Origin of the sequence: Streptomyces griseus (assembly GCF_001715295.1) — a bacterium.
GTDB classification, from domain to species: Bacteria; Actinomycetota; Actinomycetes; order Streptomycetales; family Streptomycetaceae; genus Streptomyces; species Streptomyces griseus_G.
Genome location: NZ_MDKB01000003.1, coordinates 21,494 through 47,348, shown reverse-complemented (window position 1 = coordinate 47,348; position 25,855 = coordinate 21,494). Strand labels below are relative to the sequence as shown.

At 70.8% G+C, this 25,855-nt stretch carries 27 protein-coding genes; 9 read left to right on the top strand and 18 right to left on the bottom strand.

Annotated features, from left to right (window positions below; genetic code table 11):
* Positions 1-5: 5 nt before the first annotated feature.
* The 3 genes from dapD to BA175_RS16510 form a co-directional block, all read right to left on the bottom strand.
* Positions 6-1,004, bottom strand: coding sequence for a 2,3,4,5-tetrahydropyridine-2,6-dicarboxylate N-succinyltransferase (dapD, locus tag BA175_RS16520; RefSeq protein ID WP_069172194.1), 999 nt, complete (start codon positions 1,002-1,004; stop codon positions 6-8).
* 172 nt (positions 1,005-1,176) lie between these two features.
* Positions 1,177-1,725: a TetR/AcrR family transcriptional regulator gene (locus tag BA175_RS16515; RefSeq protein WP_069172193.1), complete on the bottom strand. Its 549-nt coding sequence runs from the start codon at positions 1,723-1,725 to the stop codon at positions 1,177-1,179.
* Positions 1,725-2,045: a DMT family transporter gene (locus BA175_RS16510; RefSeq protein ID WP_069172192.1), complete on the bottom strand. Its 321-nt coding sequence runs from the start codon at positions 2,043-2,045 to the stop codon at positions 1,725-1,727. The genes BA175_RS16515 and BA175_RS16510 overlap by 1 nt, the downstream gene beginning before the upstream one ends.
* 140 nt (positions 2,046-2,185) lie before the next feature.
* Here BA175_RS16510 and BA175_RS16505 point away from each other — a divergent pair, with 140 nt between their 5' ends.
* Positions 2,186-3,349, top strand: coding sequence for a DUF7847 domain-containing protein (locus tag BA175_RS16505; RefSeq protein WP_438947336.1), 1,164 nt, complete (start codon positions 2,186-2,188; stop codon positions 3,347-3,349).
* An 86-nt stretch (positions 3,350-3,435) separates the two neighbouring features.
* Here the strand turns inward: BA175_RS16505 and BA175_RS16500 are convergent, their stop codons facing one another.
* From BA175_RS16500 to BA175_RS16460, 9 genes are read right to left on the bottom strand one after another with little or no spacing between them, the layout of a single operon-like run.
* On the bottom strand, positions 3,436-3,801 hold the full coding sequence (locus BA175_RS16500) for a VOC family protein (RefSeq protein WP_069172190.1): 366 nt from the start codon (positions 3,799-3,801) through the stop codon (positions 3,436-3,438).
* A 51-nt stretch (positions 3,802-3,852) separates the two neighbouring features.
* Complete coding sequence (locus BA175_RS16495; RefSeq protein ID WP_069172189.1) at positions 3,853-4,191, bottom strand: metal-sulfur cluster assembly factor; 339 nt, start codon at positions 4,189-4,191, stop codon at positions 3,853-3,855.
* Entirely contained in the window at positions 4,188-4,643 is a 456-nt protein-coding gene (sufU, locus tag BA175_RS16490; protein WP_302622495.1) for a Fe-S cluster assembly sulfur transfer protein SufU, read from the bottom strand. Before sufU ends, BA175_RS16495 begins: the two co-directional genes overlap by 4 nt.
* A gap of 25 nt (positions 4,644-4,668) precedes the next feature.
* Positions 4,669-5,937, bottom strand: a complete 1,269-nt coding sequence (locus tag BA175_RS16485) for a cysteine desulfurase (protein WP_069172188.1) — start codon at positions 5,935-5,937, stop codon at positions 4,669-4,671.
* Positions 5,934-6,725: a Fe-S cluster assembly ATPase SufC gene (gene sufC, locus BA175_RS16480; RefSeq protein ID WP_069172187.1), complete on the bottom strand. Its 792-nt coding sequence runs from the start codon at positions 6,723-6,725 to the stop codon at positions 5,934-5,936. The genes BA175_RS16485 and sufC overlap by 4 nt, the downstream gene beginning before the upstream one ends.
* Positions 6,726-6,732: 7 nt before the next feature.
* Entirely contained in the window at positions 6,733-7,050 is a 318-nt protein-coding gene (locus BA175_RS16475; protein WP_069172186.1) for a bifunctional 3-phenylpropionate/cinnamic acid dioxygenase ferredoxin subunit, read from the bottom strand.
* Entirely contained in the window at positions 7,050-8,231 is a 1,182-nt protein-coding gene (gene sufD, locus BA175_RS16470; protein WP_069172185.1) for a Fe-S cluster assembly protein SufD, read from the bottom strand. The genes BA175_RS16475 and sufD overlap by 1 nt, the downstream gene beginning before the upstream one ends.
* Before the next feature lie 60 nt (positions 8,232-8,291).
* The gene (gene sufB / locus BA175_RS16465; protein WP_069172184.1) at positions 8,292-9,713 is read right to left on the bottom strand and encodes a Fe-S cluster assembly protein SufB; all 1,422 of its coding nucleotides are present in this window, start codon (positions 9,711-9,713) and stop codon (positions 8,292-8,294) included.
* The gene (locus BA175_RS16460) at positions 9,710-10,459 is read right to left on the bottom strand and encodes a helix-turn-helix transcriptional regulator (RefSeq protein ID WP_069172183.1); all 750 of its coding nucleotides are present in this window, start codon (positions 10,457-10,459) and stop codon (positions 9,710-9,712) included. The genes sufB and BA175_RS16460 overlap by 4 nt, the downstream gene beginning before the upstream one ends.
* A 367-nt stretch (positions 10,460-10,826) precedes the next feature.
* Here BA175_RS16460 and BA175_RS16455 point away from each other — a divergent pair, with 367 nt between their 5' ends.
* From BA175_RS16455 to BA175_RS16445, 3 genes are all read left to right on the top strand, one after another.
* Entirely contained in the window at positions 10,827-11,762 is a 936-nt protein-coding gene (locus BA175_RS16455) for an ABC transporter ATP-binding protein (RefSeq protein ID WP_069172182.1), read from the top strand.
* Positions 11,759-12,526, top strand: coding sequence for an ABC transporter permease (locus tag BA175_RS16450; protein WP_069172181.1), 768 nt, complete (start codon positions 11,759-11,761; stop codon positions 12,524-12,526). Before BA175_RS16455 ends, BA175_RS16450 begins: the two co-directional genes overlap by 4 nt.
* Positions 12,527-12,656: 130 nt before the next feature.
* The gene (locus BA175_RS16445; protein WP_069172180.1) at positions 12,657-13,673 is read left to right on the top strand and encodes a COX15/CtaA family protein; all 1,017 of its coding nucleotides are present in this window, start codon (positions 12,657-12,659) and stop codon (positions 13,671-13,673) included.
* A gap of 100 nt (positions 13,674-13,773) precedes the next feature.
* Here the strand turns inward: BA175_RS16445 and BA175_RS16440 are convergent, their stop codons facing one another.
* Both BA175_RS16440 and BA175_RS16435 read right to left on the bottom strand, forming a co-directional pair.
* Positions 13,774-14,142, bottom strand: a complete 369-nt coding sequence (locus tag BA175_RS16440; RefSeq protein WP_069172179.1) for a hypothetical protein — start codon at positions 14,140-14,142, stop codon at positions 13,774-13,776.
* A gap of 98 nt (positions 14,143-14,240) precedes the next feature.
* Positions 14,241-15,194: a heme o synthase gene (locus tag BA175_RS16435; protein ID WP_069172178.1), complete on the bottom strand. Its 954-nt coding sequence runs from the start codon at positions 15,192-15,194 to the stop codon at positions 14,241-14,243.
* Positions 15,195-15,479: 285 nt separating this feature from the next.
* On the opposite strand from BA175_RS16435, the gene tkt reads away from it, so the two are divergent.
* From tkt to pgl, 5 genes are read left to right on the top strand one after another with little or no spacing between them, the layout of a single operon-like run.
* On the top strand, positions 15,480-17,567 hold the full coding sequence (gene tkt / locus BA175_RS16430) for a transketolase (RefSeq protein ID WP_069172177.1): 2,088 nt from the start codon (positions 15,480-15,482) through the stop codon (positions 17,565-17,567).
* Positions 17,568-17,601: 34 nt separating this feature from the next.
* Positions 17,602-18,720, top strand: coding sequence for a transaldolase (tal, locus tag BA175_RS16425; RefSeq protein ID WP_069172176.1), 1,119 nt, complete (start codon positions 17,602-17,604; stop codon positions 18,718-18,720).
* 5 nt (positions 18,721-18,725) lie between these two features.
* Complete coding sequence (gene zwf, locus BA175_RS16420) at positions 18,726-20,258, top strand: glucose-6-phosphate dehydrogenase (protein WP_069172175.1); 1,533 nt, start codon at positions 18,726-18,728, stop codon at positions 20,256-20,258.
* Complete coding sequence (gene opcA, locus BA175_RS16415; RefSeq protein WP_069172174.1) at positions 20,255-21,286, top strand: glucose-6-phosphate dehydrogenase assembly protein OpcA; 1,032 nt, start codon at positions 20,255-20,257, stop codon at positions 21,284-21,286. Before zwf ends, opcA begins: the two co-directional genes overlap by 4 nt.
* Positions 21,283-22,065 (top strand): 6-phosphogluconolactonase, encoded by a 783-nt coding sequence (gene pgl, locus BA175_RS16410; RefSeq protein ID WP_069172173.1) that lies wholly within the window; start codon positions 21,283-21,285, stop codon positions 22,063-22,065. The genes opcA and pgl overlap by 4 nt, the downstream gene beginning before the upstream one ends.
* 90 nt (positions 22,066-22,155) lie before the next feature.
* Here the strand turns inward: pgl and BA175_RS16405 are convergent, their stop codons facing one another.
* From BA175_RS16405 to BA175_RS16390, 4 genes are all read right to left on the bottom strand, one after another.
* Positions 22,156-23,373: an MFS transporter gene (locus BA175_RS16405; RefSeq protein ID WP_107407602.1), complete on the bottom strand. Its 1,218-nt coding sequence runs from the start codon at positions 23,371-23,373 to the stop codon at positions 22,156-22,158.
* Positions 23,374-23,381: 8 nt separating this feature from the next.
* Complete coding sequence (locus tag BA175_RS16400; RefSeq protein ID WP_069172171.1) at positions 23,382-24,620, bottom strand: ATP-grasp domain-containing protein; 1,239 nt, start codon at positions 24,618-24,620, stop codon at positions 23,382-23,384.
* Between the two features lie 44 nt (positions 24,621-24,664).
* Positions 24,665-25,237, bottom strand: a complete 573-nt coding sequence (locus BA175_RS16395) for an NADPH-dependent FMN reductase (protein ID WP_069172170.1) — start codon at positions 25,235-25,237, stop codon at positions 24,665-24,667.
* 131 nt (positions 25,238-25,368) lie between these two features.
* Positions 25,369-25,812: a PPOX class F420-dependent oxidoreductase gene (locus tag BA175_RS16390; RefSeq protein WP_069172169.1), complete on the bottom strand. Its 444-nt coding sequence runs from the start codon at positions 25,810-25,812 to the stop codon at positions 25,369-25,371.
* Between the last annotated feature and the right edge of the window lie 43 nt (positions 25,813-25,855).

Genomic DNA, 25,855 nt, shown 5'->3' with positions numbered 1-25,855 from the left:
GGCGCTCAGTTGTGGCTGTGCAGGACGTCGTTGAGCCCGCCCCACACGGCGTTGTTCGGGCGGGCCTCGACGGCGCCGGTGACCGAGTTGCGGCGGAAGAGGATGTTCGAGGCGCCGGAGAGCTCACGGGCCTTGACGACCTGTCCGTCGGGCATCGTGACACGGGTACCGGCCGTGACGTACAGACCGGCCTCCACGACGCACTCGTCGCCGAGCGCGATCCCGACGCCCGCCTCCGCGCCGATCAGGCACCGCTGTCCGATCACGATGCGCTCCGTGCCGCCGCCGGACAGGGTGCCCATGGTGGACGCCCCTCCGCCGATGTCGGAGCCGTCGCCGACGACGACGCCCGCGGAGATGCGGCCCTCGACCATGGAGGTGCCGAGCGTGCCGGCGTTGAAGTTGACGAAGCCCTCGTGCATCACGGTCGTGCCGGGGGCCAGGTGCGCCCCGAGCCTGACCCGGTCGGCGTCGGCGATGCGCACACCCTTGGGGGCGACGTAGTCCGTCATCCGGGGGAACTTGTCGACCGAGGTGACCTGCAGGTGCAGGCCCTCCGCCCGGGCGTTGAGCCGGACCTTCTCCAGGTCGTCGACGGCCACCGGGCCGAGCGACGTCCAGGCGACGTTGGCGAGGAAGCCGAAGATGCCGTCGAGGTTCTGCCCGTGCGGCTGGACGAGGCGGTGCGAGAGCAGGTGCAGCCGCAGGTAGGTGTCGTGGGCGTCGAGCGGCTTGTCGTCGAGCGAGGAGATGACCGTGGCCACGGCGACGACCTCGACCCCGCGGCGCGCGTCCACGCCGACGGCCTCGGCCGCGCCCGCTCCGAGGCGGTTCACCGCCTCCTCGGCGGTCAGGCGCTGGGTGCCGGCCGGGCCGGGGTCCGCGACGAGCTCGGGGGCGGGGAACCAGGTGTCGAGGACGGTGCCGTCACCGGCGACGGTGGCGAGGCCGGCGGCGACGGCGCCGGTGGTGCGGGCGGAGCCCTGGGAAGTCGTGTCGGTCATGCACAGAACCTAACCGCCCGGGTGCCGCTCGGGCCAACCGGTCCCACCGGACGGTCACCACCCCGGCGCCGCCCGTTCCCGGTGCCGGGCCGTTCCCCCTCCCCGCCCACCGGGGCGGTCCTGGCCACGGCGCGCCCGGCCCGGTGCCGTGCGCGGGCGGACGTGACCGGTCTCAGCGGCCGGCCCCGTCGACGATCCGGCCCAGCATCTCGCGCGTGTACGCCGCGTCGAATTCACCCCCCGTCAGCAGCACCTGCAGGCTGATCCCGTCCAGCAGCGCGACGAGCGCCCGCGCGGTGGCGGGGTCCGTCCGGGAGGCGAGCAGGGCCCCCAGGTCGTCGGCCCACTCCGCGGCTACGGCCCGCAGTGCCGGACGGCGCAGGGCGGCGAGGTAGAGCTCGTACTCCAGCTCCGCCGGCCCGCGCCCGCCGGCGAACCACTCCTCCAGCAGCCGGGTCAGTCCGCCGGCGAGCGGGACCCCGGGATCAGCCAGGCAGTCGCTCTCCCGCACGGTCCGCGCGAAGTTCTCGTTGCACCGGCGCAGGGCGGCGACCAGCAGTTCGTCGAGCGAGGCGAAGTGGTACGTCGTCGAGCCGAGCGGCACGTCGGCCTCGGCGGCCACGGTCCGGTGGCTGAGCCCCGCGATGCCTTCGCGGGCCACGACACGGAGGGCCGCGTCGATGATCCGCTCGCGCCGCCCCGGGTCGTAGCGGCGCGCCATCAGTGCGCCCCGCCCAGGTTGAGCACCACGACCCCGGCGACGATCAGTGCGATGCCGGCCAGCTTCACCGGGCCCGCGGACTCCCCCATCCACAGGATGCCGATGGCGGCGACGGCCGCGGTGCCCACCCCCGCCCAGATGGCATAGGCGGTGCCGATGGAGAGCGTCTTGAGGGTCTGGGCGAGCAGCACGAACGCCACGGCGTAGCCCACGACCGTGACGAGCGAGGGCCAGAGCCGGGTGAAGCCCTCGCTGTACTTCATGGCCGTCGTCCCGGCCACCTCCGCCGCGATGGCCGCGGCGAGCAGTCCGTATCCCATGCGTACGAGCGTACAGATGGTTGTGTACGCCCGTACACAACCAGGCTCCCCCGCCCTGACCCGGTCGGACACCGGTCGGGACGCTACGGTGTCCCGACCGGTACGACCGGATGATGACCGGACGACAACAAGACGACGGAGTGGCAGTGGCGCAGGACGCGGGGTGGGGCGGCGCATACGGGGGCGCACCGTACGGAGGGGTTCCGTACGGCGGGCCGCCCGGGTGGGGCGGCTGGACCCCGCCGCCGAAGCCGGGGGTGATACCGCTGGCTCCCCTGAAGCTCGGAGACGTACTCAACGGCGCGTTCTCGACGATGGGCAGGTACGGAAAGCCGCTGTTCGGCATGGCCGGCGCCCTGTACGGCGGCGCCCTCCTGATCATGGCGGCGGCGGTCGCCGTCGCCTACTCCTCGGTCTCCGGCCCCCTGAAGCGGGTGGTGTCGCTCAGCTACGACGAGGAGCCCGCCTCCGCGGACGTCGTGTCGCTGCTGACGGCACTCGGGGTCCTCGTGCTGCTGGGCCTCGTCACGATGGCCGTCGTCTCCGGACTGATGTACGCGGCGGTCCCGGCGGTTCTGCGGGAAGCCGTGCTGGGCCGGCCCGTCGCGTTCGCCACGGTGTGGCGCCAAGCCTGGTCGCACGTCGCGCCCGTCGTCGGAGCGCTGATCCTCACGGCCCTGATCGCCGTGGTGCCCGTGGTCCTCGTCATGGTGGCGATCCTCGGGGTCGCCGTCAGCATCATCGCGATGGAGAGCGACGGCGGAGCCCTCACCGCCACCGGGCTCGGCCTGCTGGGCGTCCTGGTGACCGGGCCGCTGGCCGTCTGGCTCTGGATCAAGTTCTGCCTGGCGCCGGCAGCCGTGGTCTTCGAGGGCCAGGGCCCGGTCGCCGCCCTGCGCCGCTCGGCCCAGCTCGTGCGCGGCGACTGGTGGCGGATCTTCGGCATCACCCTGCTCGCCGGCATGATGGCGGCCGCCGCGGGCTACGTCGTCCAGATGCCGTTCTCGATCCTCGGGATGTTCCCCGGCGTGATCGGGACCTCCTCGCTGGGCGACGACCCGAGCCCCGCGGCGGTGATCGTCGCGATGAGCGGCTCCCTGGTCGCGATGATGCTGGGCCAGCTGGTGAGCCAGATCATCTCCACCACGTTCCCGCAGCTGGTGACCGGGCTGCTCTACGTCGACCGCCGCATACGGACGGAGGACCTGGGCCCGGTCCTGGCCGAGGCGGCGGGCGTGCCGCCCCAGGGCTTCCCGCACCAGGGCCCGGTCCCACCGCACGCGGGCGGACCGGCACAGTGGTGAGGCGTCCCCCGCCGGCGCTCCCCTGCCGGCGCCCCGCCCGGACCTGACCGCCACCACCACGGAGGCGGCGGGCGAGGGCTCCGTGCTCAGTCCAGCAGCGACTTCTTCGGCCTGAGCACGCAGAACTCGTTGCCCTCGGGGTCGGCGAGCACCACCCAGGTCGCGTCCTCGCCCTGGCCCACGTCCACCCGCCGGGCACCGAGCGCGAGGATGCGCTCGACCTCGGCGGCCTGGTCGTCGGGGGTCAGATCGAGGTGCAACCGGTTCTTCGCCGTCTTGTCCCCGGGCCCGCGGAGGAAGCACATCCCGGGCAGGGCGTTCTCGTCGGCACCGATGACGATCTCGTCGCCGTCCTCGTACAGGACCCGCCAGTCGAGCACCCCGCACCAGAAGCGGGCCAGGGACGGCAGGTCGCGGGCGTCGACGGTGAGGTGGTACATGCGTACGGCCATGCCCCCGAGTCTGCCTCGGGAGCATGGCCGTGCGCAGGTGAAACGGATGACTCAGACGTTGAAGCCCAGCGCGCGAAGCTGCTCGCGGCCGTCGTCGGTGATCTTGTCGGGGCCCCACGGCGGCATCCAGACCCAGTTGATCCGGAGCTCGTTGACGATGCCGTCGGTCGCGGACTTCGCCTGGTCCTCGATGACGTCGGTCAGCGGACAGGCCGCGGACGTGAGGGTCATGTCGAGGGTGGCGATGTTGGCGTCGTCGATGTGGATGCCGTAGATCAGGCCCAGATTGACGACGTCGATCCCCAGCTCGGGGTCGACCACGTCGTACAGCGCCTCGCGGACCTCCTCCTCGGAGGCCGGCTTGATGGTGAGAGTCTCGTTGTCGCTCATGCCGTCTTCCCTTCGGACAGCGCCTGCGCCGTCGCGTCCTTCCACGCCATCCAGCTCAGCAGCGCGCACTTGACCCGGGCCGGGTACTTGGAGACGCCGGCGAACGCGACCGCGTCCTCCAGCACCTCCTCCATCGCGTCGTCCGGCTCCAGCTGACCCTTGGACTGCATCAGTTCCAGGAAGGTCTCCTGGATCTTCCGCGCCTCGCCGAGCTCCTTGCCGACCAGCAGATCGTTGAGCACGGACGCGCTGGCCTGGCTGATGGAGCAGCCCTGGCCCTCGTAACTGACGTCGGCGATGGTCTCGCCGTCGTACTTCACGCGGAGCGTGATCTCGTCGCCGCACGTCGGGTTGACGTGGTGCACCTCGGCGTCACCGTCCCGCAGGCCACGCCCGTGGGGGTGCTTGTAGTGGTCCAGGATCACTTCCTGGTACATGGAGTCAAGCTTCACCAGTCAACCTCAGCCACTGTTCCGATCAACCGAAAAAGTTACGCACGTGCTCCAGGCCGTCCACCAGGGCATCGACCTCGGCGGGCGTGGAGTACAGATAGAACGACGCTCGCGTCGTCGCAGGAATTCCGTACCTCAGGCAGACCGGGCGGGCGCAGTGGTGTCCGACGCGGACGGCGATGCCCAGTTCGTCCAGGACCTGGCCGACGTCGTGCGGGTGGATGTCACCGAGCGTGAAGGAGATCGTCGCCCCACGGTCCTCGGCCGTCGCCGGGCCGATGATCCGCAGGTCGGGGACCTCCAGGAGCCGCTTCACCGCGTACGCGGTGATGGCCTGCTCGTGACGGTGGATGTTCTCCATGCCGATGGCCGAGAGGTAGTCCACGGCCGCGCCGAGGCCGACGGCCTGCGCGATCGGGGGCGTACCGGCCTCGAACTTGTGCGGCGCGGGCGCGTACGTCGAGGAGTGCATCGACACGGTCTCGATCATCTCGCCGCCGCCGAGGAACGGCGGCAGGTCCTCGAGGAGTTCCTGCCGCCCCCAGAGCACGCCGATGCCCGTCGGACCGACCATCTTGTGGCCGGTGAAGGCCACGAAGTCGGCCTGCAGCGCCTGCACGTCGAGCACCATGTGCGGGGCTGCCTGCGAGGCGTCGATGCAGACCAGGGCGCCGACCTGCTGGGCACGCCGGATGATCTTCTCGACCGGGTTGTGGGTACCCATGATGTTGGAGACCAGCGTGAAGGAGACGATCTTCGTCTTCTCCGTGATGATCTCGTCGATGTTCGACAGGTCGAGGCGGCCCTCGTCCGTGATGCCGAACCACTTCAGCTTCGCGCCCGTGCGCTGCGCGAGCAGCTGCCACGGCACGATGTTGGAGTGGTGCTCCATCTCGGTGGTGACGATCTCGGTGTCACTGTCGACCCGATAGGGCTCGTCGGCCCAGCCGAGCATGTTGGCCACGAGGTTGAGCGACTCCGAGGCGTTCTTGGTGAAGATCACCTCGTTGCGGCTGGGAGCGTTGATGAAGGCAGCGACCTTGTCGCGAGCGCCCTCGTACAGCGCGGTGGCCTCCTCCGCGATCGTGTACACGCCGCGGTGGACGTTGGCGTTGTGCCGCTCGTAGTACTCGTTGAGCGCGTCGAGGACCTGGCGCGGCTTCTGCGAGGTCGCCGCGCTGTCCAGGTAAACGATCTTCTTGCCGTCGTGGACCGTGCGGTCCAGGATCGGGAAGTCCTTGCGGATCGCCTCGGTGTCGAGGAGGCCGGAGAGCCCCTGTCGGGCGTCAGTCACGCGGCTGCCCCTCCTGAGTTCGCTCCGCTCGCGGCGCCACCCTTCACGTACGCCTCGTAGCCCTCGTTCTCCAGCTTGTCGGCCAGTTCGGCGCCACCGGACTCGGCGATGCGGCCGTTGGCGAAGACGTGGACGAAGTCGGGCTTGATGTAGCGGAGGATCCGCGTGTAGTGCGTGATCAGGAGGGTGCCGACCTCGCCGCTCTCGCGGACCCGGTTGACGCCCTCGGAAACGATGCGCAGGGCGTCGACGTCCAGGCCGGAGTCGGTCTCGTCGAGGATGGCGACCTTCGGCTTGAGGAGCTCCAGCTGAAGGATCTCGTGGCGCTTCTTCTCACCGCCGGAGAAGCCCTCGTTGACGTTGCGCTCGGCGAACGCGGGGTCCATCTGGAGGCCGGCCATCGTCTCCTTGACCTCCTTCACCCACGTGCGCAGCTTGGGGGCCTCGCCGCGGACGGCGGTGGCGGAGGTGCGCAGGAAGTTGGAGACCGAGACACCGGGGATCTCGACCGGGTACTGCATGGCGAGGAACAGGCCGGCGCGGGCCCGCTCGTCGACGGACATCTCCAGGACGTCCTCGCCGTCCAGGGTCACCGTGCCACTCGTGATCGTGTACTTGGGGTGACCCGCGAGCGAGTAGGCGAGGGTGGACTTGCCGGACCCGTTCGGGCCCATGATGGCGTGGGTCTCGCCCTGCTTCACGGTCAGGTCGACGCCCTTGAGGATCTCCTTCGTGGCGTTGTCGGCCTCGACGGAGACGTGCAGGTCGCGGATTTCAAGCGTTGCCATGGGTGACTCAGGACTCCTGGGTGACGGAGACGAGCACATCGTCCCCTTCGATCTTTACGGGGTATACGGGGACGGGGCGCGTCGCGGGAAGGCCGGACGGCTTGCCGGTGCGCAGGTCGAAGCTCGAGCCGTGCAGCCAGCACTCGATCATGCAGTCCTCCACCTCGCCCTCCGACAGCGACACGTTCGCATGCGAGCAGATGTCGTTGATGGCGAACACCTCGCCCTCGGTGCGGACGACGGAGACCGGCGTACCGTCGATCTCCGCCCGCAGGGGGGTGCCGTCCTCCAGCTCGCTCAGCGCACAGGCTCGGACGAAGGCCATCAGACCGACGCCTCCAGCTCGGCCTCGATCTTGTCGAGGAGACGGGCTTCGACGTCGGGCAGACCGATCTGCTGGACCAGTTCGGCGAAGAAGCCGCGCACGACGAGCCGGCGGGCCTCCTCGGCCGGGATACCGCGGGACTGGAGGTAGAACAGCTGCTCGTCGTCGAAGCGGCCGGTCGCCGAGGCGTGGCCCGCGCCGACGATCTCGCCGGTCTCGATCTCCAGGTTGGGCACGGAGTCGACCCGGGCACCGTCGGTCAGAACCAGGTTGCGGTTCATCTCGTAGGTGTCGGTGCCCTCGGCAGCGGCCTGGATGAGGACGTCGCCGATCCAGACGGCGTGTGCGCCGTCGCCCTGCAGCGCGCCCTTGTAGGCCACGTTGGACTTGCAGTGCGGGGTGTTGTGGTCGACCAGGAGGCGGTGCTCCTGGTGCTGGTTCCGGTCGGTGAAGTACAGACCGAAGAGCTCGGCCTCTCCGCCGGGGCCGGCGTAGGCGACCCGGGGGTGGAGGCGGACCAGGTCGCCGCCGAAGGTGACGACGACGGACTTGAAGGAGGCGTCCCGGCCGACCAGCGCGTTGTGCTGACCGACGTGGACGGCGTCCTCGTCCCAGTCCTGGACGGAGACGACGGTCAGCTTCGCACCGTCGCCCAGGATGTACTCGACGTTGGCGGCGAGCACCGCGTCGCCGGTGTGGTCGATGACGACGACGGCCTCGGCGAAGGCTCCCAGCTCGACGACCTGGTGGCCGTAGGCGACACCGCCCTGGCCGTGCACGGCGATGCGGACCGGCTCGGTGAGCACGGCCTCCTTGGCGACGGTGACGACCGAGGCCTGCCGGAAGGAGGAGTACGCCTGGGCGGCGACCCGGTCCACGGGAGCACCGGCCCTGCCCAGGCGCGCGTCGTCGCGGCCCACGGTCTCCACCGTGACACCCGCGGGCGCCTCGACGACGACCTTCACGCCGTCACCGGTGGCGACGGCGGTGCCGTCGTGCAGTCCGCGCAGCCGGTCCAGCGGCGTGAACCGCCACTCCTCCTCACGGCCGTGCGGGACCGGGAAGTCCGCGACGTCGAAGGACGGGGGGGCGCTCATGCGCGTGGCGACGGTCGACTCGGCGGCCACCGCGATGGACCCGGCGGTGGTGGAGCCCGCAGGGATGTTCTGAGCCTCAGCCATGGCTGTCGTAGTGCTCGCTTTCTCAGTCAAGAACTCTTCGGGACGCGGTCGGCGGGCGTGCTAGCCGACCGAGCCCTCCATCTGCAGCTCGATCAGCCGGTTGAGCTCCAGGGCGTACTCCATGGGCAGCTCCTTCGCGATCGGCTCGACGAAGCCGCGCACGATCATCGCCATGGCCTCGAACTCGGTGAGTCCGCGGCTCATGAGGTAGAAGAGCTGGTCCTCGGAGACCTTGGAGACGGTCGCCTCGTGGCCCATCGACACGTCGTCCTCGCGGACGTCGACGTACGGGTACGTGTCCGAGCGGGAGATCGTGTCGACCAGGAGCGCGTCGCAGAGCACGTTGGACTTCGCGCCCGGTGCGCCCTCGCCGATCTCGATCAGGCCGCGGTAGGAGGTGCGGCCACCGCCTCGCGCCACCGACTTGGAGACGATGTTGGAGGAGGTGTTCGGGGCCATGTGGACCATCTTGGCGCCGGCGTCCTGGTGCTGGCCCTCGCCCGCGAAGGCGATGGACAGCGTCTCACCCTTGGCGTGCTCGCCCATGAGGTACACGGCCGGGTACTTCATGGTGACCTTGGAGCCGATGTTGCCGTCGACCCACTCCATGGTCGCGCCCTCGTACGCCACGGCACGCTTGGTGACGAGGTTGTAGACGTTGTTCGACCAGTTCTGGATGGTCGTGTAGCGGCAGCGGCCGCCCTTCTTCACGATGATCTCGACGACCGCGGAGTGCAGGGAGTCCGAGGAGTAGATCGGCGCGGTGCAGCCCTCGACGTAGTGGACGTAGGCGTCCTCGTCGACGATGATCAGCGTCCGCTCGAACTGGCCCATGTTCTCCGTGTTGATGCGGAAGTAGGCCTGGAGCGGGATCTCCACGTGCACGCCCTTCGGCACGTAGATGAACGAGCCACCGGACCAGACGGCCGAGTTCAGCGAGGCGAACTTGTTGTCGCCCACGGGGATGACGGTGCCGAAGTACTCCTTGAAGAGCTCCGGGTGCTCCTTCAGCGCCGTGTCGGTGTCCATGAAGATGACACCCTGCGCCTCGAGCTCCTCGTTGATCTGGTGGTAGACCACCTCGGACTCGTACTGCGCGGCGACACCGGCGACCAGGCGCTGCTTCTCCGCCTCCGGGATACCGAGCTTGTCGTACGTGTTCTTGATGTCCTCGGGCAGGTCCTCCCAGGACTCCGCCTGCTTCTCCGTGGAACGCACGAAGTACTTGATGTTGTCGAAGTCGATGCCCGAGAGGTCGGAGCCCCAGTTCGGCATGGGCTTCTTGCCGAACAGCTTCAGGCCCTTGAGACGCAGCTTGAGCATCCACTCGGGCTCGTTCTTCTTCTCCGAGATGTCGCGGACGACAGCTTCGGACAGGCCGCGCTTCGCCGCCGCGCCTGCCGCGTCGGAGTCGGCCCAGCCGAATTCGTACGTGCCCAGACCCTCGAGCTCAGGGTGGGCAGTCTCCGTGGGGAGCGTCATGCGGGGTTCCTCCCGGCCGTGCTTGCAGATGCTGAATGGGTGGTCTGTGAAGCCTGGGGTGCTGCGGGGCCGCCGCGCGGGACGAACGTCGTGCACACGCCGTCGCCGTGGGCGAGGGTGGCGAGACGCTGGACGTGGGTCCCGAGCAGGCTGGAGAAGAATTCCGTCTCCGCCTCGCACAGCTGCGGGAACTGCTCGGCGACGTGCGCGACCGGGCAGTGGTGCTGGCACAACTGCTCACCTTGCTGCGGCGCCGGCGCGCTGCGCGCCGTCGCAGCGTACCCGTCGGCCGAGAGGGCCTTGGCCAGCGCCTCGGTGCGCGCCTCGGGGTCGGCGGCCTCGACCGCCGCGCGGTAGGCCTCCGACTGGGCGGCCATCCGGGCGCGGGCGAACGCAGCGACCGCCTCGTCCCCCGCCGTCTCGGCGATCCAGCGCAGGGCGTCGGCGGCGAGCTTGTCGTAGGACTGGTCGAAGGCGTCCCGGCCGCAGTCGGTCAGGGCGAACACCTTGGCCGGCCGCCCGCGGGTCCGCGCGCCGTACACCCGCTGCTCACGGGCCTCGACGACGCCGTCGGAGACGAGTGCGTCGAGATGGCGGCGTACGGCGGCCTGGGTCAGTCCGACGCGCGCGGCCAGGTCGGCCGCGGTGGAGGGGCCGTGGTCCAGGATGGATCGCGCGACCCTGTTGCGCGTCGAGCGCTCACCGGTCGCGAGTTCCTCCTGGGGAGCCTCGCCCGCGTATTTCACAACGCCATTGTTGCGTAATTCCTTCGAACGTGACAACCCACCCCCTGACCGGGCGTGGTGCGGTTCATCACTTAGGCAGACCTAAGTTGACCTGCGGAAACGGGGACCGGGCGGCGCGCCGGCAGGAAAGGGCTGCCCCGGCCGTCGCGCCGGGAGCCGCCCTCCGCGCGGAAGGCGGCACCCCCCGCCCAAGGGCTGTCCCGCACTTCCCGGTGGATCAGCGTGCGGCGTCGGATGCGGGGCATCGCAAGGCGGAGGAACGTCCGCATACTGGATGTATGTGGACGTTCCGACAACGCGGCGAGGTGCCGTAGCTGTCGTCGCGCGCCCGCCGGAAAGTGCGGGACAGCCCTTAGACTTGCCCGCCATGAGCAGCGAGCCCGGCAGGCAGGTCGTACAGGTGACCGGCCTGGTCAAGCGGTACGGCACGAAGACCGCGGTGGACGGCCTCGACCTGGACGTCCCGGCGGGCGCGGTCACCGCGGTCCTGGGGCCCAACGGCGCCGGCAAGACCACCACCATCGAGACCTGCGAGGGGTACCGCCGTCCGGACGGGGGGACGGTGCGGGTCCTGGGCCTGGACCCCGTCGCCGACGCGGCCGATCTCCGCCCCCGCATCGGCGTCATGCTGCAGTCCGGCGGCGTCTACTCCGGCGCGCGCGCCGACGAGATGCTGCGCCACATGGCGAAGCTGCACGCCCACCCGCTGGACGTCGACGCGCTGATCGAGCGCCTCGGCCTCGGCAGCTGCGGACGCACCCCCTACCGCAGACTCTCCGGCGGCCAGCAGCAGCGCCTGGCCCTGGCGACGGCAGTCGTGGGCCGCCCCGAACTGCTCTTCCTGGACGAGCCGACCGCGGGCCTCGACCCGCAGGCCCGCCGGTCCACCTGGGACCTGGTCCGGGAGCTGCGCTCGGACGGCGTCTCCGTCGTCCTCACCACCCACTTCATGGACGAGGCGGAGGAGCTCGCCGACGACGTCGCCGTCATCGACGCGGGCCGGGTCATCGCCCAGGGCAGCCCCGAGCAGCTGCGCCGCGGCGGCGCGGAGAACACCCTGCGGTTCACCGGCCGCCCCGGCCTGGACCTGGCCTCGCTGCTGAAGGCGCTGCCGGACGGCAGCGCGGCGGCCGAGCTCACCTCGGGCACGTACCGCATCACCGGGCGTGTCGACCCCGAACTGCTGGCCACCGTCACCTCCTGGTGCGCCCAGCACGGCGTGATGCCGGACGGCATCGCGGTGGAGCGGCACACCCTGGAGGACGTCTTCCTCGAACTGACCGGCAAGGAGCTGCGCGCATGAGCGCCGGTACGTACACCCCCCGCCCCGGCGCCGCCCCGCTGTCCCGCATGATCGCCGCGCAGGCCGCGCTGGAGACCCGCATGCTGCTGCGCAACGGGGAGCAGCTGCTGCTGACGGTGATCATCCCGACCCTGCTCCTGGTGCTCTTCAGCTCGGTCGACATCGTCGACACGGGCACGGACGAGCCGGTCGACTTCCTGACGCCGGGCGTCCTGGCACTCGCGGTGATGTCCACGGCGTTCACCGGCCAGGCCATCGCGACCGGCTTCGAGCGGCGCTACGGGGTCCTCAAGCGGCTGGGCGCCTCGCCGCTGCCACGCTGGGGCCTGATGGCGGCGAAGACGCTGTCGGTGCTGGTCACCGAGGTACTGCAGGTCGCGCTGCTCACGGTGATCGCCCTCGCGCTCGGCTGGTCGCCCGGGGGCAGCCCGGCGGCCGTGCTGCTGCTCCTGCTGCTGGGGACCGTGGCCTTCTCCGGTCTCGGGCTGCTGATGGCGGGGACGCTGAAGGCCGAGGCGACCCTGGCCGCGGCCAACCTGGTCTTCCTTCTGCTGCTGGTGGGCGGCGGGGTCGTCGTGCCCCTGGACCGGTTCCCGGACGCGGCGCGGTCCGTCCTGGAGCTCCTGCCCGTCTCGGCCCTCTCGGGCGGGCTCAGGGACGTGCTGCAACACGGCTCCGGCCTGCCGTGGGGCGACGTGGGAATCCTGGCGGCATGGGCCGTCCTCGGGCTCGGAGCGGCGGCCAGGTTCTTCCGCTGGGAGTGACGCCCGGGAGGACGCGTGCCCTGCCCGGAAAGGCCCGGCCCTTCCCCGGGAGTGACGCCGCCGCGGCACTCGGTGACGCTTCGTCGTCACTCGTCCCCCTCGTGAACGCGTGCACAAGCCGCCGCTTACGATGGTGCGCGTGCCCAAGCTGACCCGAGCCGACGCCGCTCAAGCCGCCCGCAACCCGCTCCAGTACATCGCCGAGCGGTGGACGCCGACGTCCCGGACCGTGCGCCGGGCCGTCATGGCGTCGATCGTCATGGCCGTGGTCATCGTCGTGACCGGCGGCGCCGTACGGCTGACCGGCTCCGGCCTCGGCTGCCCCACCTGGCCGAAGTGCACCGCCGACAGCCTCACCACGACCAGCGAGATGGGCCTGCACGGCGTCATCGAGTTCGGCAACCGGATGCTGACGTACGTGCTGTGCGCGGCGGTCGGCTGGGCGATCGTCGCCACTCGTGCGGCAAAGCCCCGCAGGCGCAGTCTCACCCGGCTCGGCTGGGCGCAGTTCTGGGTCGTCATGGGCAACGCGGTGCTGGGCGGGATCGTCGTCCTGGTGGGGCTCAACCCGTACACCGTCGCGGCGCACTTCCTGCTCTCCACCGCGCTGCTCACGCTCGCGGTGCTGATGTGGAACCGGCTGGGCGAGGGAGACACCGAGCCCAAGCCGCTCGTCGGCAAGGCCGTGGCCCAGCTCACCTGGATCCTGGTGGTCGCCGCCGGTCTGCTGGTGTCGGTGGGAACCGTCGTGACGGGCTCGGGGCGGCACGCGGGCGACTCCAGCGACGTGCACCGCATCCCGCTCGACTGGAAGCTGATCAGCCAGCTGCACGCCGACCTGGCCTGGGTCGTGGTGGCGCTGACGATCGCGCTGTGGTTCGTGCTGAAGGCCGTGGACGCCCCGGCCGGGCCGCGTCGCCGGGCCGGTGAGCTCTTCGGGGTGCTGCTGGCCCAGGGCGTGATCGGCTACGTGCAGTACTTCCTGGACACCCCGGAGATCCTGGTGGGTCTGCACATGCTGGGGTCGTGCCTGGTCTGGATCGCGGTCCTGCGGGCGCTGCTGTCGCTGCGGGAGCGCCCGGTCGCGGAGGCGGCCGTTCCCGCACCGGTGGCCGCGCCGAGGCCGGAGCACGCGCCGACCCCCTGACGAACGGGGCCGCACGGCCCGCCGACACGGCAGAGGGCCTCCGTCGTACCGCCCGGGCGGGACGTGACGGAGGCCCTCTGCCGTGTCGGCGGGAAGGGGTTCAGCCCTGGGAGGGGCCGCCCACCTGGATGCCGGCCATGCGGGACCACTCGTAGGGGCCGGTGCGCACCTTGGCGGCGAACTCGCCGTCGAACGTCTCGTGCAGGGTGAGGCCGGCCTTGCGGGCGGCGCTCTCCGCCACCGCGTACGAGGGGGCGACCAGGTCGCCCCAACGGCCGTCCTCGCCGACGAGGACGATGCGGGTGCCCACCTGGCCGAGGTGGGCGAGCTGTCCCTCGGCGCCGCCGTGCGCCTTGCTGAACGCGCCGATCTCCCTGGCGAGCTTGGCCGCCCTGCGCTCCGCGCGGGCCGCCTTCCTGCCGTCGTCCTGCCGGGCCGTGGACTCTGCCGTTTCTGCCGTCTCTGCCATGAACAGGATGCTACCGACGGGTAGATCACATGGCGACGGGCGGGGGCGTGGCATCGGCCACGTCCCCGCCCGTCGGCGGAGTCTCCACGCGTGCGGGACTACCTCAGGAAGGGGTCCACCGCGACGGCGACGAAGAGGAGCGAGACGTAGGTGATGGACCAGTGGAACAGCCGCATCTCCTTGAGCTTGGCGCCGGTCACCCCGGCCTTCGCCCGGTTCTGCAGGCCGTGGGCCTCCCAGAGCCAGAAGCCGCCGGCCACCAGGGCGACGGCGGTGTAGAACCACCCGGTGTAGCCCAGCGGCGTCAGCAGCAGCGAGACCGCCACCATCACCCAGCTGTAGAGGACGATCTGGCGGGCGACCACCCGGTTGGAGGCGACGACCGGAAGCATCGGGACGCCGACCCGGGCGTAGTCGTCCTTCACCTTCATCGAGAGCGGCCAGTAGTGCGGCGGGGTCCAGAAGAACATGACGGCGAAAAGAATGACCGGGGCCCACGACATCGAATTGGTCACCGAGGACCAGCCGATCAGTACGGGCATGCAGCCGGCGATTCCGCCCCAGACGATGTTCTGCGAGGTACGGCGCTTCAGCAGCATCGTGTAGATCACGACGTAGAACAGAAGTGCGCCGAGAGCGAGAGCAGCCGATAGCCAGTTGACGAGCAGTCCGAACCAGACCGTGGAAATGACGCCGAGGGAGATTCCGAACGCCAGGCATTCCCGCGGGGACACCATGCCCGTCACGAGCGGCCGCTGCGACGTGCGGTCCATCAGCGCGTCGATGTCCCGGTCGATGTACATGTTGAGCGCGTTGGCACCGCCGGCGGAGAGGTATCCGCCGATCGTGGTGGTGACCACGAGCCACAGGTCGGGCACTCCCTGAGCGGCCAGGAACATCACCGGGACGGTGGTGATCAGCAGCAGCTCGATGATGCGCGGCTTGGTAAGCGCCACGAATGCCTTGACGCGGGCCCCGAACGGGCGATGACCCACCGGGCTCGGAGTCAAGGCGACCCCCGCGGGTCGGGACTCGACGGCCGTCACGCACACCCCTGACAGAGAAATCCCAGCAAGCTCCGGACCCTGAGGCCCCGTGAAGACTTGCGCGAACCAGACCACTGTAGACGTTGGGCCCACGCCGTTCTTCGCGGGGGTGGGGGTGTTGGGGGTGGCGCAGAAGTGAACGGGAGCGCTCATACGGGAGGCGAACTCCGCAGGTCGCCCGCACTGTGGAAAGCGCAGAAGTACCGCGTGTCGTCGGGGGTAGGCTCGGCAATGCCCGGTGCGGTAACCAGCCACCGGCTTTACGACAGTGGAGAGGAGCCCTGACTCAGGGTGAGCACCAAGCCGACCACCACAGACCTCCAGTGGACCGAATTGGACCAGCGGGCCGTGGACACCGTCCGCGTCCTCGCCGCGGACGCCGTACAGAAGGTCGGAAACGGCCACCCGGGTACGGCGATGAGCCTGGCCCCTGCCGCGTACACCCTCTTCCAGAAGGTGATGCGCCACGACCCGGCGGACGCCGACTGGACGGGCCGCGACCGGTTCGTGCTCTCCGCGGGCCACTCCAGCCTGACGCTGTACATCCAGCTCTACCTGGCGGGGTACGGCCTGGAGCTGGACGACCTGAAGGCCTTCCGCACCTGGGGCTCCAAGACCCCGGGGCACCCGGAGTACGGCCACACCACCGGTGTCGAGACGACGACCGGCCCGCTGGGCCAGGGTGTCGCCAACGCCGTGGGCATGGCGATGGCCTCGCGCTACGAGCGCGGTCTGTTCGACCCGGACGCGGCTCCCGGCACCTCTCCGTTCGACCACATGGTCTGGGTCATCGCCGGTGACGGCTGCCTCCAGGAGGGCATCTCGGCCGAGGCGTCCTCGCTGGCCGGTCACCAGAAGCTCGGCAACCTGGTGCTCCTGTGGGACGACAACCACATCTCGATCGAGGGCGACACGGAGACCGCGGTCTCCGAGGACACCCTGAAGCGGTACGAGTCCTACGGCTGGCACGTCCAGCGCGTGGACCAGCTGCCCAGCGGCGACCTGGACCCCGAGGGGCTCTACCGCGCGTTGCAGGCGGCCAAGGCCGAGACGGAGCGGCCGTCCTTCATCGCCGCGCGCTCGATCATCGCGTGGCCCGCGCCGAACGCCCAGAACACCGAGGCCGCTCACGGCTCGGCGCTCGGCGACGACGAGATCGCGGCCACCAAGCGGGTGCTCGGCTTCGACCCGGAGAAGACCTTCGAGGTCTCCGACGAGGTCATCGCGCACACCCGGGAGGCCCTGGACCGCGGCCGCGAGACCAAGGCGGAGTGGAACAAGTCCTTCGCCGCGTGGCGCACGGCCAACCCCGAGCGCGCCGCCACCTTCGACCGGATCGCCGCGGGCGAGCTGCCCGAGGGCTGGGAGGACGCGCTCCCGGTCTTCGAGGCCGGCCACCCCGTCGCCACCCGTGCGGCCTCCGGCAAGGTCCTGCAGGCGCTCGGCGCCGTGGTACCCGAGCTGTGGGGCGGCTCCGCCGACCTGGCGGGTTCGAACAACACCACGATCGACAAGACGTCCTCGTTCCTCCCCGCCGGCAACCCGCTGCCCGAGGCGGACCCGTACGGCCGGACGATCCACTTCGGCATCCGCGAGCACTCCATGGCCGCGGCCATGAACGGCATCGCGCTGCACGGCAACACCCGCGTCTACGGCGGCACGTTCCTGGTCTTCTCCGACTACATGCGCAACGCCGTGCGGCTGTCCGCGCTGATGCACCTGCCCGTGACGTACGTGTGGACGCACGACTCGATCGGCCTCGGCGAGGACGGCCCGACGCACCAGCCGGTCGAGCACCTGGCCTCGCTGCGCGCCATCCCGGGCCTGAACGTCGTCCGCCCCGCCGACGCCAACGAGACGGCGATCGCCTGGCGCGAGGTCATGCGCCGGTACACCAAGGAGTTCGGCAAGGGCGCCCCGCACGGTCTGGCGCTCACCCGCCAGGGCGTGCCCACCTACGCGGCGAACGACGACGCGGCCAAGGGCGGCTACGTGCTCCTCGACGCCGAGGGCGGTGAGGCGCAGGTCGTCCTCATCGGCACGGGCTCCGAGGTCCACCTCGCCGTCGAGGCGCGCGAGGAGCTCCAGGCGGCCGGCGTGCCGACGCGTGTGGTGTCGATGCCGTGTGTCGAGTGGTTCGAGGAGCAGGACCAGGCGTACAAGGACAGCGTGCTGCCGCCGTCCGTGAAGGCCCGGGTCGCCGTCGAGGCGGGCATCGGCCTGACCTGGTACCGCTACGTGGGTGATGCGGGCCGGATCGTCTCGCTGGAGCACTTCGGCGCCTCGGCGGACGCCAAGGTCCTCTTCCGTGAGTTCGGCTTCACCGCCGGGCATGTGGCCGAGGCCGCGCGGGAATCTCTCGCCGCCGCCGCGCGCTGACCCCGTCATACGACTAGTAGGAGATGCAACTCTCATGACAGACGCACTCAAGCGCCTCTCCGACGAGGGCGTGGCGATCTGGCTCGACGACCTGTCGCGCAAGCGCATCACGTCCGGCAACCTGGCCGAGCTGATCGACCAGAGCCACGTCGTGGGCGTCACGACGAATCCGTCGATCTTCCAGAAGGCGATCTCCGCCGGCGACGGGTACGAGCAGCAGCTCACGGACCTCGCCGCCCGCAAGGTCACCGTCGAGGAAGCCATTCGCATGATCACCACGGCGGATGTCCGCGACGCCGCCGACATCCTGCGTCCGGTCTTCGACGCGACGGACGGCCAGGACGGCCGGGTCTCCATCGAGGTCGACCCGCGCCTGGCCCACGACACCCTGGCCACGGTCGCCGAGGCCAAGCAGCTGGCGTGGCTGGTGGACCGGCCGAACACCCTCATCAAGATCCCGGCGACCAAGGCCGGCCTGCCGGCGATCACCGAGACGATCGGGCGGGGCATCAGCGTCAACGTGACCCTGATCTTCTCGCTGGAGCGCTACCGCGAGGTCATGGACGCCTACCTGGCGGGTCTGGAGAAGGCGAAGGCCGCGGGCCTGGACCTCTCCAAGATCCACTCGGTGGCCTCGTTCTTCGTGTCCCGGGTGGACACCGAGATCGACAAGCGGCTGGACGCCGTCGGCAGCGACGAGGCCAAGGCCGCGAAGGGCAAGTCGGCCGTCGCCAACGCGCGTCTCGCCTACGAGGCGTACGAGGAGGTCTTCTCCGGCGACCGCTGGGCGGCCCTGGACAAGGCGCACGCCAACAAGCAGCGTCCGCTGTGGGCCTCCACCGGCGTCAAGGACCCGTCCCTCAAGGACACCCTGTACGTCGACGACCTCGTCGCCCCGAACACGGTCAACACCATGCCGGAGGCGACCCTGGAGGCCGTGGCCGACCACGGTGACATCACCGGCAACACCGTCGCCGGCGGCTACGACCAGGCCCGCGCCGACCTCGAGCTGATCAAGAAGCTCGGGGTCAGCTACGACGAAGTCGTCCAGCTGCTGGAGGACGAGGGCGTCGAGAAGTTCGAGGCGGCCTGGAACGACCTGCTCAACTCGACCGAGGCCGAGCTCAAGCGCCTCGCTCCTTCGGAGGGCTGACCACTTTGTCTGGTGTTCCCGGAGCCAACCCGCTCCGTGACGCCCAGGACCGACGGCTCCCGCGTATCGCGGGGCCGTCGGGTCTGGTGATTTTCGGCGTCACGGGCGATTTGTCCCGTAAAAAGCTGATGCCTGCTGTCTACGACCTGGCCAATCGCGGCCTGCTGCCGCCGGGCTTCTCGCTCATCGGCTTCGCGCGCCGCGACTGGGAGGACGAGGACTTCGCGCAGGTCGTCCACGACGCGGTCAAGCAGTACTCGCGCACGCCCTTCCGGGAGGAGGTCTGGCAGCAGCTCGCCCAGGGCATGCGCTTCGTCCAGGGCAACTTCGACGACGACGTGGCGTTCGAGACCCTGCGGGCCACGATCGAGGAGCTCGACAAGGCACAGGGCACGGGCGGCAACTTCGCCTTCTACCTCTCCGTGCCGCCGAAGTTCTTCCCCAAGGTCGTCCAGCAGCTCAAGAAGCACGGGCTGGCCGACCAGAAGAACAATTCCTGGCGACGGGCGGTCATCGAGAAGCCGTTCGGCCACGACCTGGAGAGCGCGCAGGAGCTCAACCAGCTCGTGCACGACGTCTTCCCGCCCAACGAGGTCTTCCGCATCGACCACTACCTCGGCAAGGAGACGGTCCAGAACATCCTGGCGCTGCGCTTCGCCAACACGATGTGGGAGCCGATCTGGAACAGGTCGTACGTCGACCACGTCCAGATCACGATGGCCGAGGACATCGGCATCGGCGGCCGGGCCGGCTACTACGACGGCATCGGCGCCGCGCGTGACGTCATCCAGAACCACCTGCTCCAGCTGCTGGCGCTGACGGCGATGGAGGAGCCCGGCTCCTTCCACCCCAAGGCGCTGGTCGCCGAGAAGCTCAAGGTGCTCACCGCCGTGGAACTGCCGGAGGACCTCGGCAGGCACACGGTCCGCGGCCAGTACACGCACGCGTGGCAGGGCGGCGAGGAGGCCCTCGGGTACCTGGAGGAGGAGGGGATCGACGCCAAGTCGAAGACCGACACCTTCGCGGCGATCAAGCTGACGATCAACAACCGCCGCTGGGCGGGCGTGCCGTTCTACCTCCGGACGGGCAAGCGGCTCGGCCGGCGGGTCACGGAGATCGCCGTCGTCTTCAAGCGCGCCCCCTACCTGCCCTTCGAGTCCGGCGCGACGGAGGAGCTGGGCGGCAACGCCCTGGTCATCCGGGTGCAGCCGGACGAGGGCGTCACGGTGCGGTTCGGCTCCAAGGTGCCCGGTACCTCCATGGAGGTACGGGACGTCACGATGGACTTCGCGTACGGCGAGTCCTTCACGGAGTCCAGCCCGGAGGCGTACGAGCGGCTCATCCTCGACGTCCTGCTCGGCGACGCCAACCTCTTCCCGCGCCACCAGGAGGTCGAGCTCTCCTGGAACATCCTCGACCCGATCGAGGAGTACTGGGACAAGCACGGCAAGCCCGCCCAGTACCCCGCCGGCAGCTGGGGTCCGGCCGAGGCGGACGAGATGCTCGCACGCGACGGACGGAGCTGGCGCCGGCCATGAAGATCGACCTCACGGAAACCACGTCCAGCAAGATCAACCAGGCGCTCATCTCGGCGCGCCGGTCCATCGGCACGCCCGCCATCGGCATGGTGCTCACCCTCGTCGTCGTCACGGACGAGGAGAACGCCTACGACGCGCTCCGCGCGGCGAGCGACTCGTCCCGCGAGCACCCGTCCCGGATCATCGCGGTGATCAAGCGGGCCAGCAGGTCCCCGCGCGCACGGCGCGAAGCACGGCTCGACGCGGAGATCCGCGTCGGATCCGACGCGGGCTCCGGCGAGACCGTCGTGCTGCGCCTCCACGGTGAGCTGGCCAACCACGCCCAGTCGGTCGTCCTGCCGCTGCTGCTGCCGGACGCGCCGGTGGTGGTGTGGTGGCCCGAGGACGCGCCCGCCGACCCGGCGAAGGACCCCCTGGGCGCACTCGCCCAGCGCCGGATCACCGACACCTACTCCGCCGAGCGCCCGCTCGACGAGCTGGCGGTGCGCGCGGCGACGTACCAGCCGGGTGACACGGACCTGGCCTGGACCCGCATCACGCCCTGGCGCTCGATGCTGGCGGCGGCGCTCGACCAGCAGCCCGCGCAGGTCGTCTCGGCCAAGGTCGAGGGCGAGTCCGACAACCCGAGCTGCGAACTGCTGGCCATGTGGCTCGCGGACCGGCTGGGCGTCCCGGTGGAGCGCACCCTGTCCGGCGGTCCCGGCCTGACGGCCGTCCGCATGGCGACCAAGAACGGCGACATCGTGCTGGACCGGCCCGACGGTGCGCTCGCCACGCTCTGCATGGTGGGCCAGCCCGACCGTGCCGTGGCGCTGAAGCGCCGGGAGACCGCGGAGCTGCTCGCGGAGGAGCTGCGGCGTCTGGACCCGGACAACATCTACGCGTCCACGGTGAAGTTCGGGGTGGAGCGCCTCGGCGGCCCTGCGGAGGCCTCGTCCGTCGGTTCCGGTCAGAAGCCGTCGGAGCCTGCCGGTGCGGGGGCCCCCGCGGCCAAGAAGGCCGCGGCCAGGAAGGCGGCGCCCAAGTGAGTGCTCCCCAGCTCGTCGTCCACCGCGACAAGGAGCTGATGGCCGAGGCGGTCGCGGCCCGGCTGGTCACGAAGATCGTGGACGCCCAGTCCGCCCGCGGCTCCGCCTCGGTGGTGCTCACGGGCGGGCGCAACGGCAACGGTCTGCTGGCCGCGCTCGCCGCCTCGCCCGCGCGGGACGCGATCGACTGGCGGCGGCTCGACCTGTGGTGGGGCGACGAACGCTTCCTGCCGGAGGGCGACCCGGAGCGCAACGTCACGCAGGCCCGCGCGGCACTGCTCGACGCGGTGGACCTGGACCCGGCACGGGTGCACGCGATGCCGGCCTCGGACGGACCGTACGCCGGTGACGTGGATGCCGCCGCCGCGGGATACGCGGCGGAGCTCGCCGCCGCGGCGGGCCCGGAGGACCACGGGGGCGTGCCGGCGTTCGACGTGCTGATGCTGGGCGTCGGCCCGGACACCCACGTGGCGTCGCTCTTCCCGGAACTGCCGGCGGTACGGGAGACCGAACGCACCGTCGTCGGGGTGCACGGCGCGCCCAAGCCGCCTCCCACCCGGGTCACGCTCACGCTGCCGGCGGTCCGGGCGGCGCGTGAGGTGTGGCTGCTGGCCGCCGGTGAGGACAAGGCGGAGGCGGCGGAGATCGCGTTGTCCGGTGCCGGGGAGATCCAGGCGCCGGCGGCGGGGGCGTACGGCCGCAGCCGCACGCTGTGGCTGATGGACGCAGCGGCGGCCTCGCGGCTGCCGCGGGCCCTGTATCCGCCGGCGTCCGCGTAGGCCTGCCCGGCGGGCGAGGGCCCGGTCCGCTCCTTCCGGAGCGGGCCGGGCCCTCGCCGTGTCAGGACTCCGTGAGCTCCGGCCCCGGCGTCACGCCGCGGCCGGGGCGGGCTTGGCGGCCTGGCGCCGTGCGAGCAGGCCCGTGCCCACGGTGATGGTGGTGCAGCACAGGGCCAGTCCGAGCCAGACGACGGGGGCCTGGCCGCTCGCGGCGAGCGCCACTCCGATCGAGGGCCCGGCGAAGTTGCCGACGCCCATCATCGAGTTGGCCAGGGCGTTGGCCCTGGTCAGTTCCCGGTCGGGCACGAGCGAGATCAGCCAGGGGTGGAAGGAGCACGAGTAGGCGCACTCCCCCAGTGCGAAGAGCACCGCGTACACGAGGAGCCCGGTGAGCCGGAAACCGTACGGCAGGAAGGCCATCGCCCCGGCCACGACGTAACCGGCGGTCCACAGGACCACGGCGATGCGCAGGCCGTCGATCTCCGGGCGGTCCTCCAGGACGCGGGTCATCCACCCCTGGACCGAGACGATCACGACGACGTTGACGGCCAGCATCAGCGACACCATGAACAAGCCCATGTCCATGAGCCGTTCGGAGACGAGGGGCGAGGTGGCCTCGAACTGGCTGAAACCGAAGAGGAAGACGGCCAGTTGGACGAGGGCGGCCGGCAGCACCGTCCGGGCGAGAGCCGTCAAGGGCAGGGCGGGACCCTCGTCGGTCTCCTCCGCCTTCTCGTCGGCGCCCCGGGCGTGGCGCCCGGCGGCCAGCATGGCGATCGTCAGGGGCAGGATGCCCACGGCGTTGGCCACGAAGAAGTACGGGATGACCGATCTCGGCAGGAACAGCGTCAACGCGCCGGCGACGAGCGATCCGGCGGCCAGGGTCGCGTTGAGCACGGCGTACCGGCGGGCGAAGACCTTCCGGCGCTCGTCGGCCGTCACCAGCGAGTTGACCAGGGGGACGATCGCGGCGAGGAATCCGCCCTGGCCGCAGCCGATGGTCACCCCCACGGCCAGGGTCGCCGGGTGCGAGCCGACGAACGGCAGGGCGAGGTAGCCGCAGAACCACAGCACGGTGCCGAGCACCCCGAGGGTCACCCGCGGCAGCTTCAGCACCCCCGCCGTCAGCAGCAGGGCCACCGTCAGGTTCGCGATCCCCGCAGCTCCGTAGAACAGCGCCACTCCCCCGGTGCCGACGCCGGGCCGGTCGGCGAGGTGGATGGCGGTGTACGGGAAGACGAGTCCGAGGCAGAACGACGAGAGACCGTGCGTGACGATCAGCCGGTCGACCGGTCTGAACCGTGGCACACCGGCCGTCACGGGGCGTCCCCCGCAAGGGGTTCGACCTCGGCGGTCACCAGGGGTACGGCGGCGTCGAGCACGCGTGCGCACGCCGCCTCGTCGGCCCCCTCGGCGATCAGGACGGCCAGCCGGGGTATCGCCTGCCGGGGAGGCAGCAGCAGCTCGGCCCCCGGCTCGGTGAGGACGGCGGCGTGGGCCACCCCGGGGACGGCCTCCGCGCCGCCCGTGGAGACGGAGCGCACCGTGCCGTCGTGCGGCGGATAGACGAACCGCACCTCGGCGTACCCCGCCCTGCGCGGCGTGAGGTCGGGGGTCCGGCCGAGCGCCACCTCGGCCGCGGCCACCACCAGGTCGACGCCGGTGGCGAGCTCCCCGGCGTACGGGATGAGGTCGCCGCCCAGGCGCCCGTTGAGCTCCACCAGCCGGGGTCCGGAGCTGGTCAGCCGCACCTCGGCGTGGGTGACGCCCAGGTCGACGCCGAGCGCCCGGTGCGCGTCGGTGACGAGTGCACGGACCGGTCCGGCCCAGGGCTCGGAATCGTCCCAGCCGCCGACCAGGTGCCCGACCTCCTCGAAGTGGGGGGCGTAGCCGAGGCGTTTCCTGGCGACCTGGACGAGGGTCACCTCGCCGTCGGCGACGACGCTGTCCACGCTGATCTCGGGCCCGTCGAGGAACTCCTCGACGAGGATGCCGTGACCGGTGGGCAGCGTGGAGTACGCCGCCCCGCCGGCCAGCCGGTGGGCGGCGCGCACCGCCGGCGCGTCCTCGGCGAGCACGACGCCGACGCTGCCGGCCAGGGCACGGGGCTTGACGACCACGGGGTAACCGAGCGAGTCCGCGATCCGCTCCGCCTCGTCCTGCGTGTGGGCGAGACCGTGGCGGACGGCCGGCAGGCCCGCCCCGTCGAGGAGACCGCGGGTGAGGAACTTGTCCCGGCAGCGCTGCGCGGCCAGGGCGCTCATGTGCGGCAGGGACAGCTTCTCCGCAGCCGCGGCGGTGACCTCGAGCACGGTCTCGTCCCAGGTCAGCACCGCCGATCCCGGGCCCGTCAGCGCGTCCAGGGCCGCGGTGACGGCGACGGGGTCGCCCAGGTCCGCGACCTTCCAGCTGTCCAGGTACTCACGCTGCCAGGTGGGTTCCTCCGCCAGCAGCGCGGACAGCCGGTGCCGCGCGGCCAGGGCACGGAAGGCGTAGGCGCGGTAGGGCCTTCCGCCGCTCCCGACCAGGACGATGTGGGTTTCGGTCTCGTTCACGGCTTTTCCTCTCCAGGACCGTGGTCGTGTCACAACTGTCCGGGTCAGGAGGCGGCTTCGCGCAGCGGGCGCAGGGCCCCCTCCAGCCTGCCGATCTCGTCGAGCATGGCGGCGGCGGCCTCGGCCATCGCCTCGGTGCCGGCGAAGCTGCCGTCCTGCGTGATGTGCGTGCCGGCGTAGTGGATGGCCACGGACTCGGTGACGGGCATCATCTTCAGGGTGGTGACGACCTGCTTGGTCATCTGCGCGGCACGCAGGCCTGCCGAGGTGTTGCCGTAGCTGACGAAGCCGACGGGCTTGTACTGCCACTCGAAGTACAGGTAGTCGATGGCGTTCTTCAGGGCGGCGTTGATGCCGTAGTTGTACTCGGGGGCGACGAAGACGAAGGCGTCGGCCTCGTCGACCGTGGCGCTCCAGTCCTTCGTGTGCTGCTTGGTGTAGAGCCGCTCGGAGGGGTGGTTCGGCTCGTCCAGCAGGGGCAGGCCCACCTCGGCCAGGTCCACGACGCGGATGTCGAAGCCGCCGTGCTTCTCCGCGACGGCGGTGAACCAGTCGGCGACGGCCGGGCCGATGCGGCCGGGGCGGGTGGAGGCGATGACGACGTGCAGGCGGGGCATGGGACTCCTCGATCGGGTCGGTACGGGGGTACGGGCCGGGCGCGGCGGTGCCGCGACCGGACGGAGGTGCCGGCGGGGGACGGTGCCGTGTGCAGGACACACGCCATCGCACCTCCGCCGGCCGGCAAGGGTCAGGCGGGGTCCGGGACCCAGCCGTAGGAGTGCTCGATCCGGAACCGGACCACCAGCCGCCGGTCCTGGACCATGACCGTGCGGTACTCGTCCCAGTCGGGGTGTTCGCCCTGGACCGCCCGGTACACGTCGACCAGTTCCTCGACCGCTTCGTCGTCCGGTGCGGCGGCGACTGCGGACAGGGTGGCTTCGCCCTCGAAGACGGCGTAGGCGCCGCCGCCCTCCGTGGTCACGTGGAGGCTGACGCGCGGGTCACGACGCAGGTTGGTGATCTTGGCACGGCCGTCCGTGGTGGAGAACCGGATCGTGCGGTCCGCCTCGTCGTAGGCGAAGTCCACGTTGGAGAGCTGCGGCCGGCCGTCCTTCTTCAGCGTGACGAGCACGCCTCTGCTGTGGTCGGCGAGGAGGGAGAGGTGACGGGCGGAGCCGGGGGTGTCTGGCACGGTGGATCCTTCGGTGGTTCGGGTGGTTCGGTGGTTCGTGGGC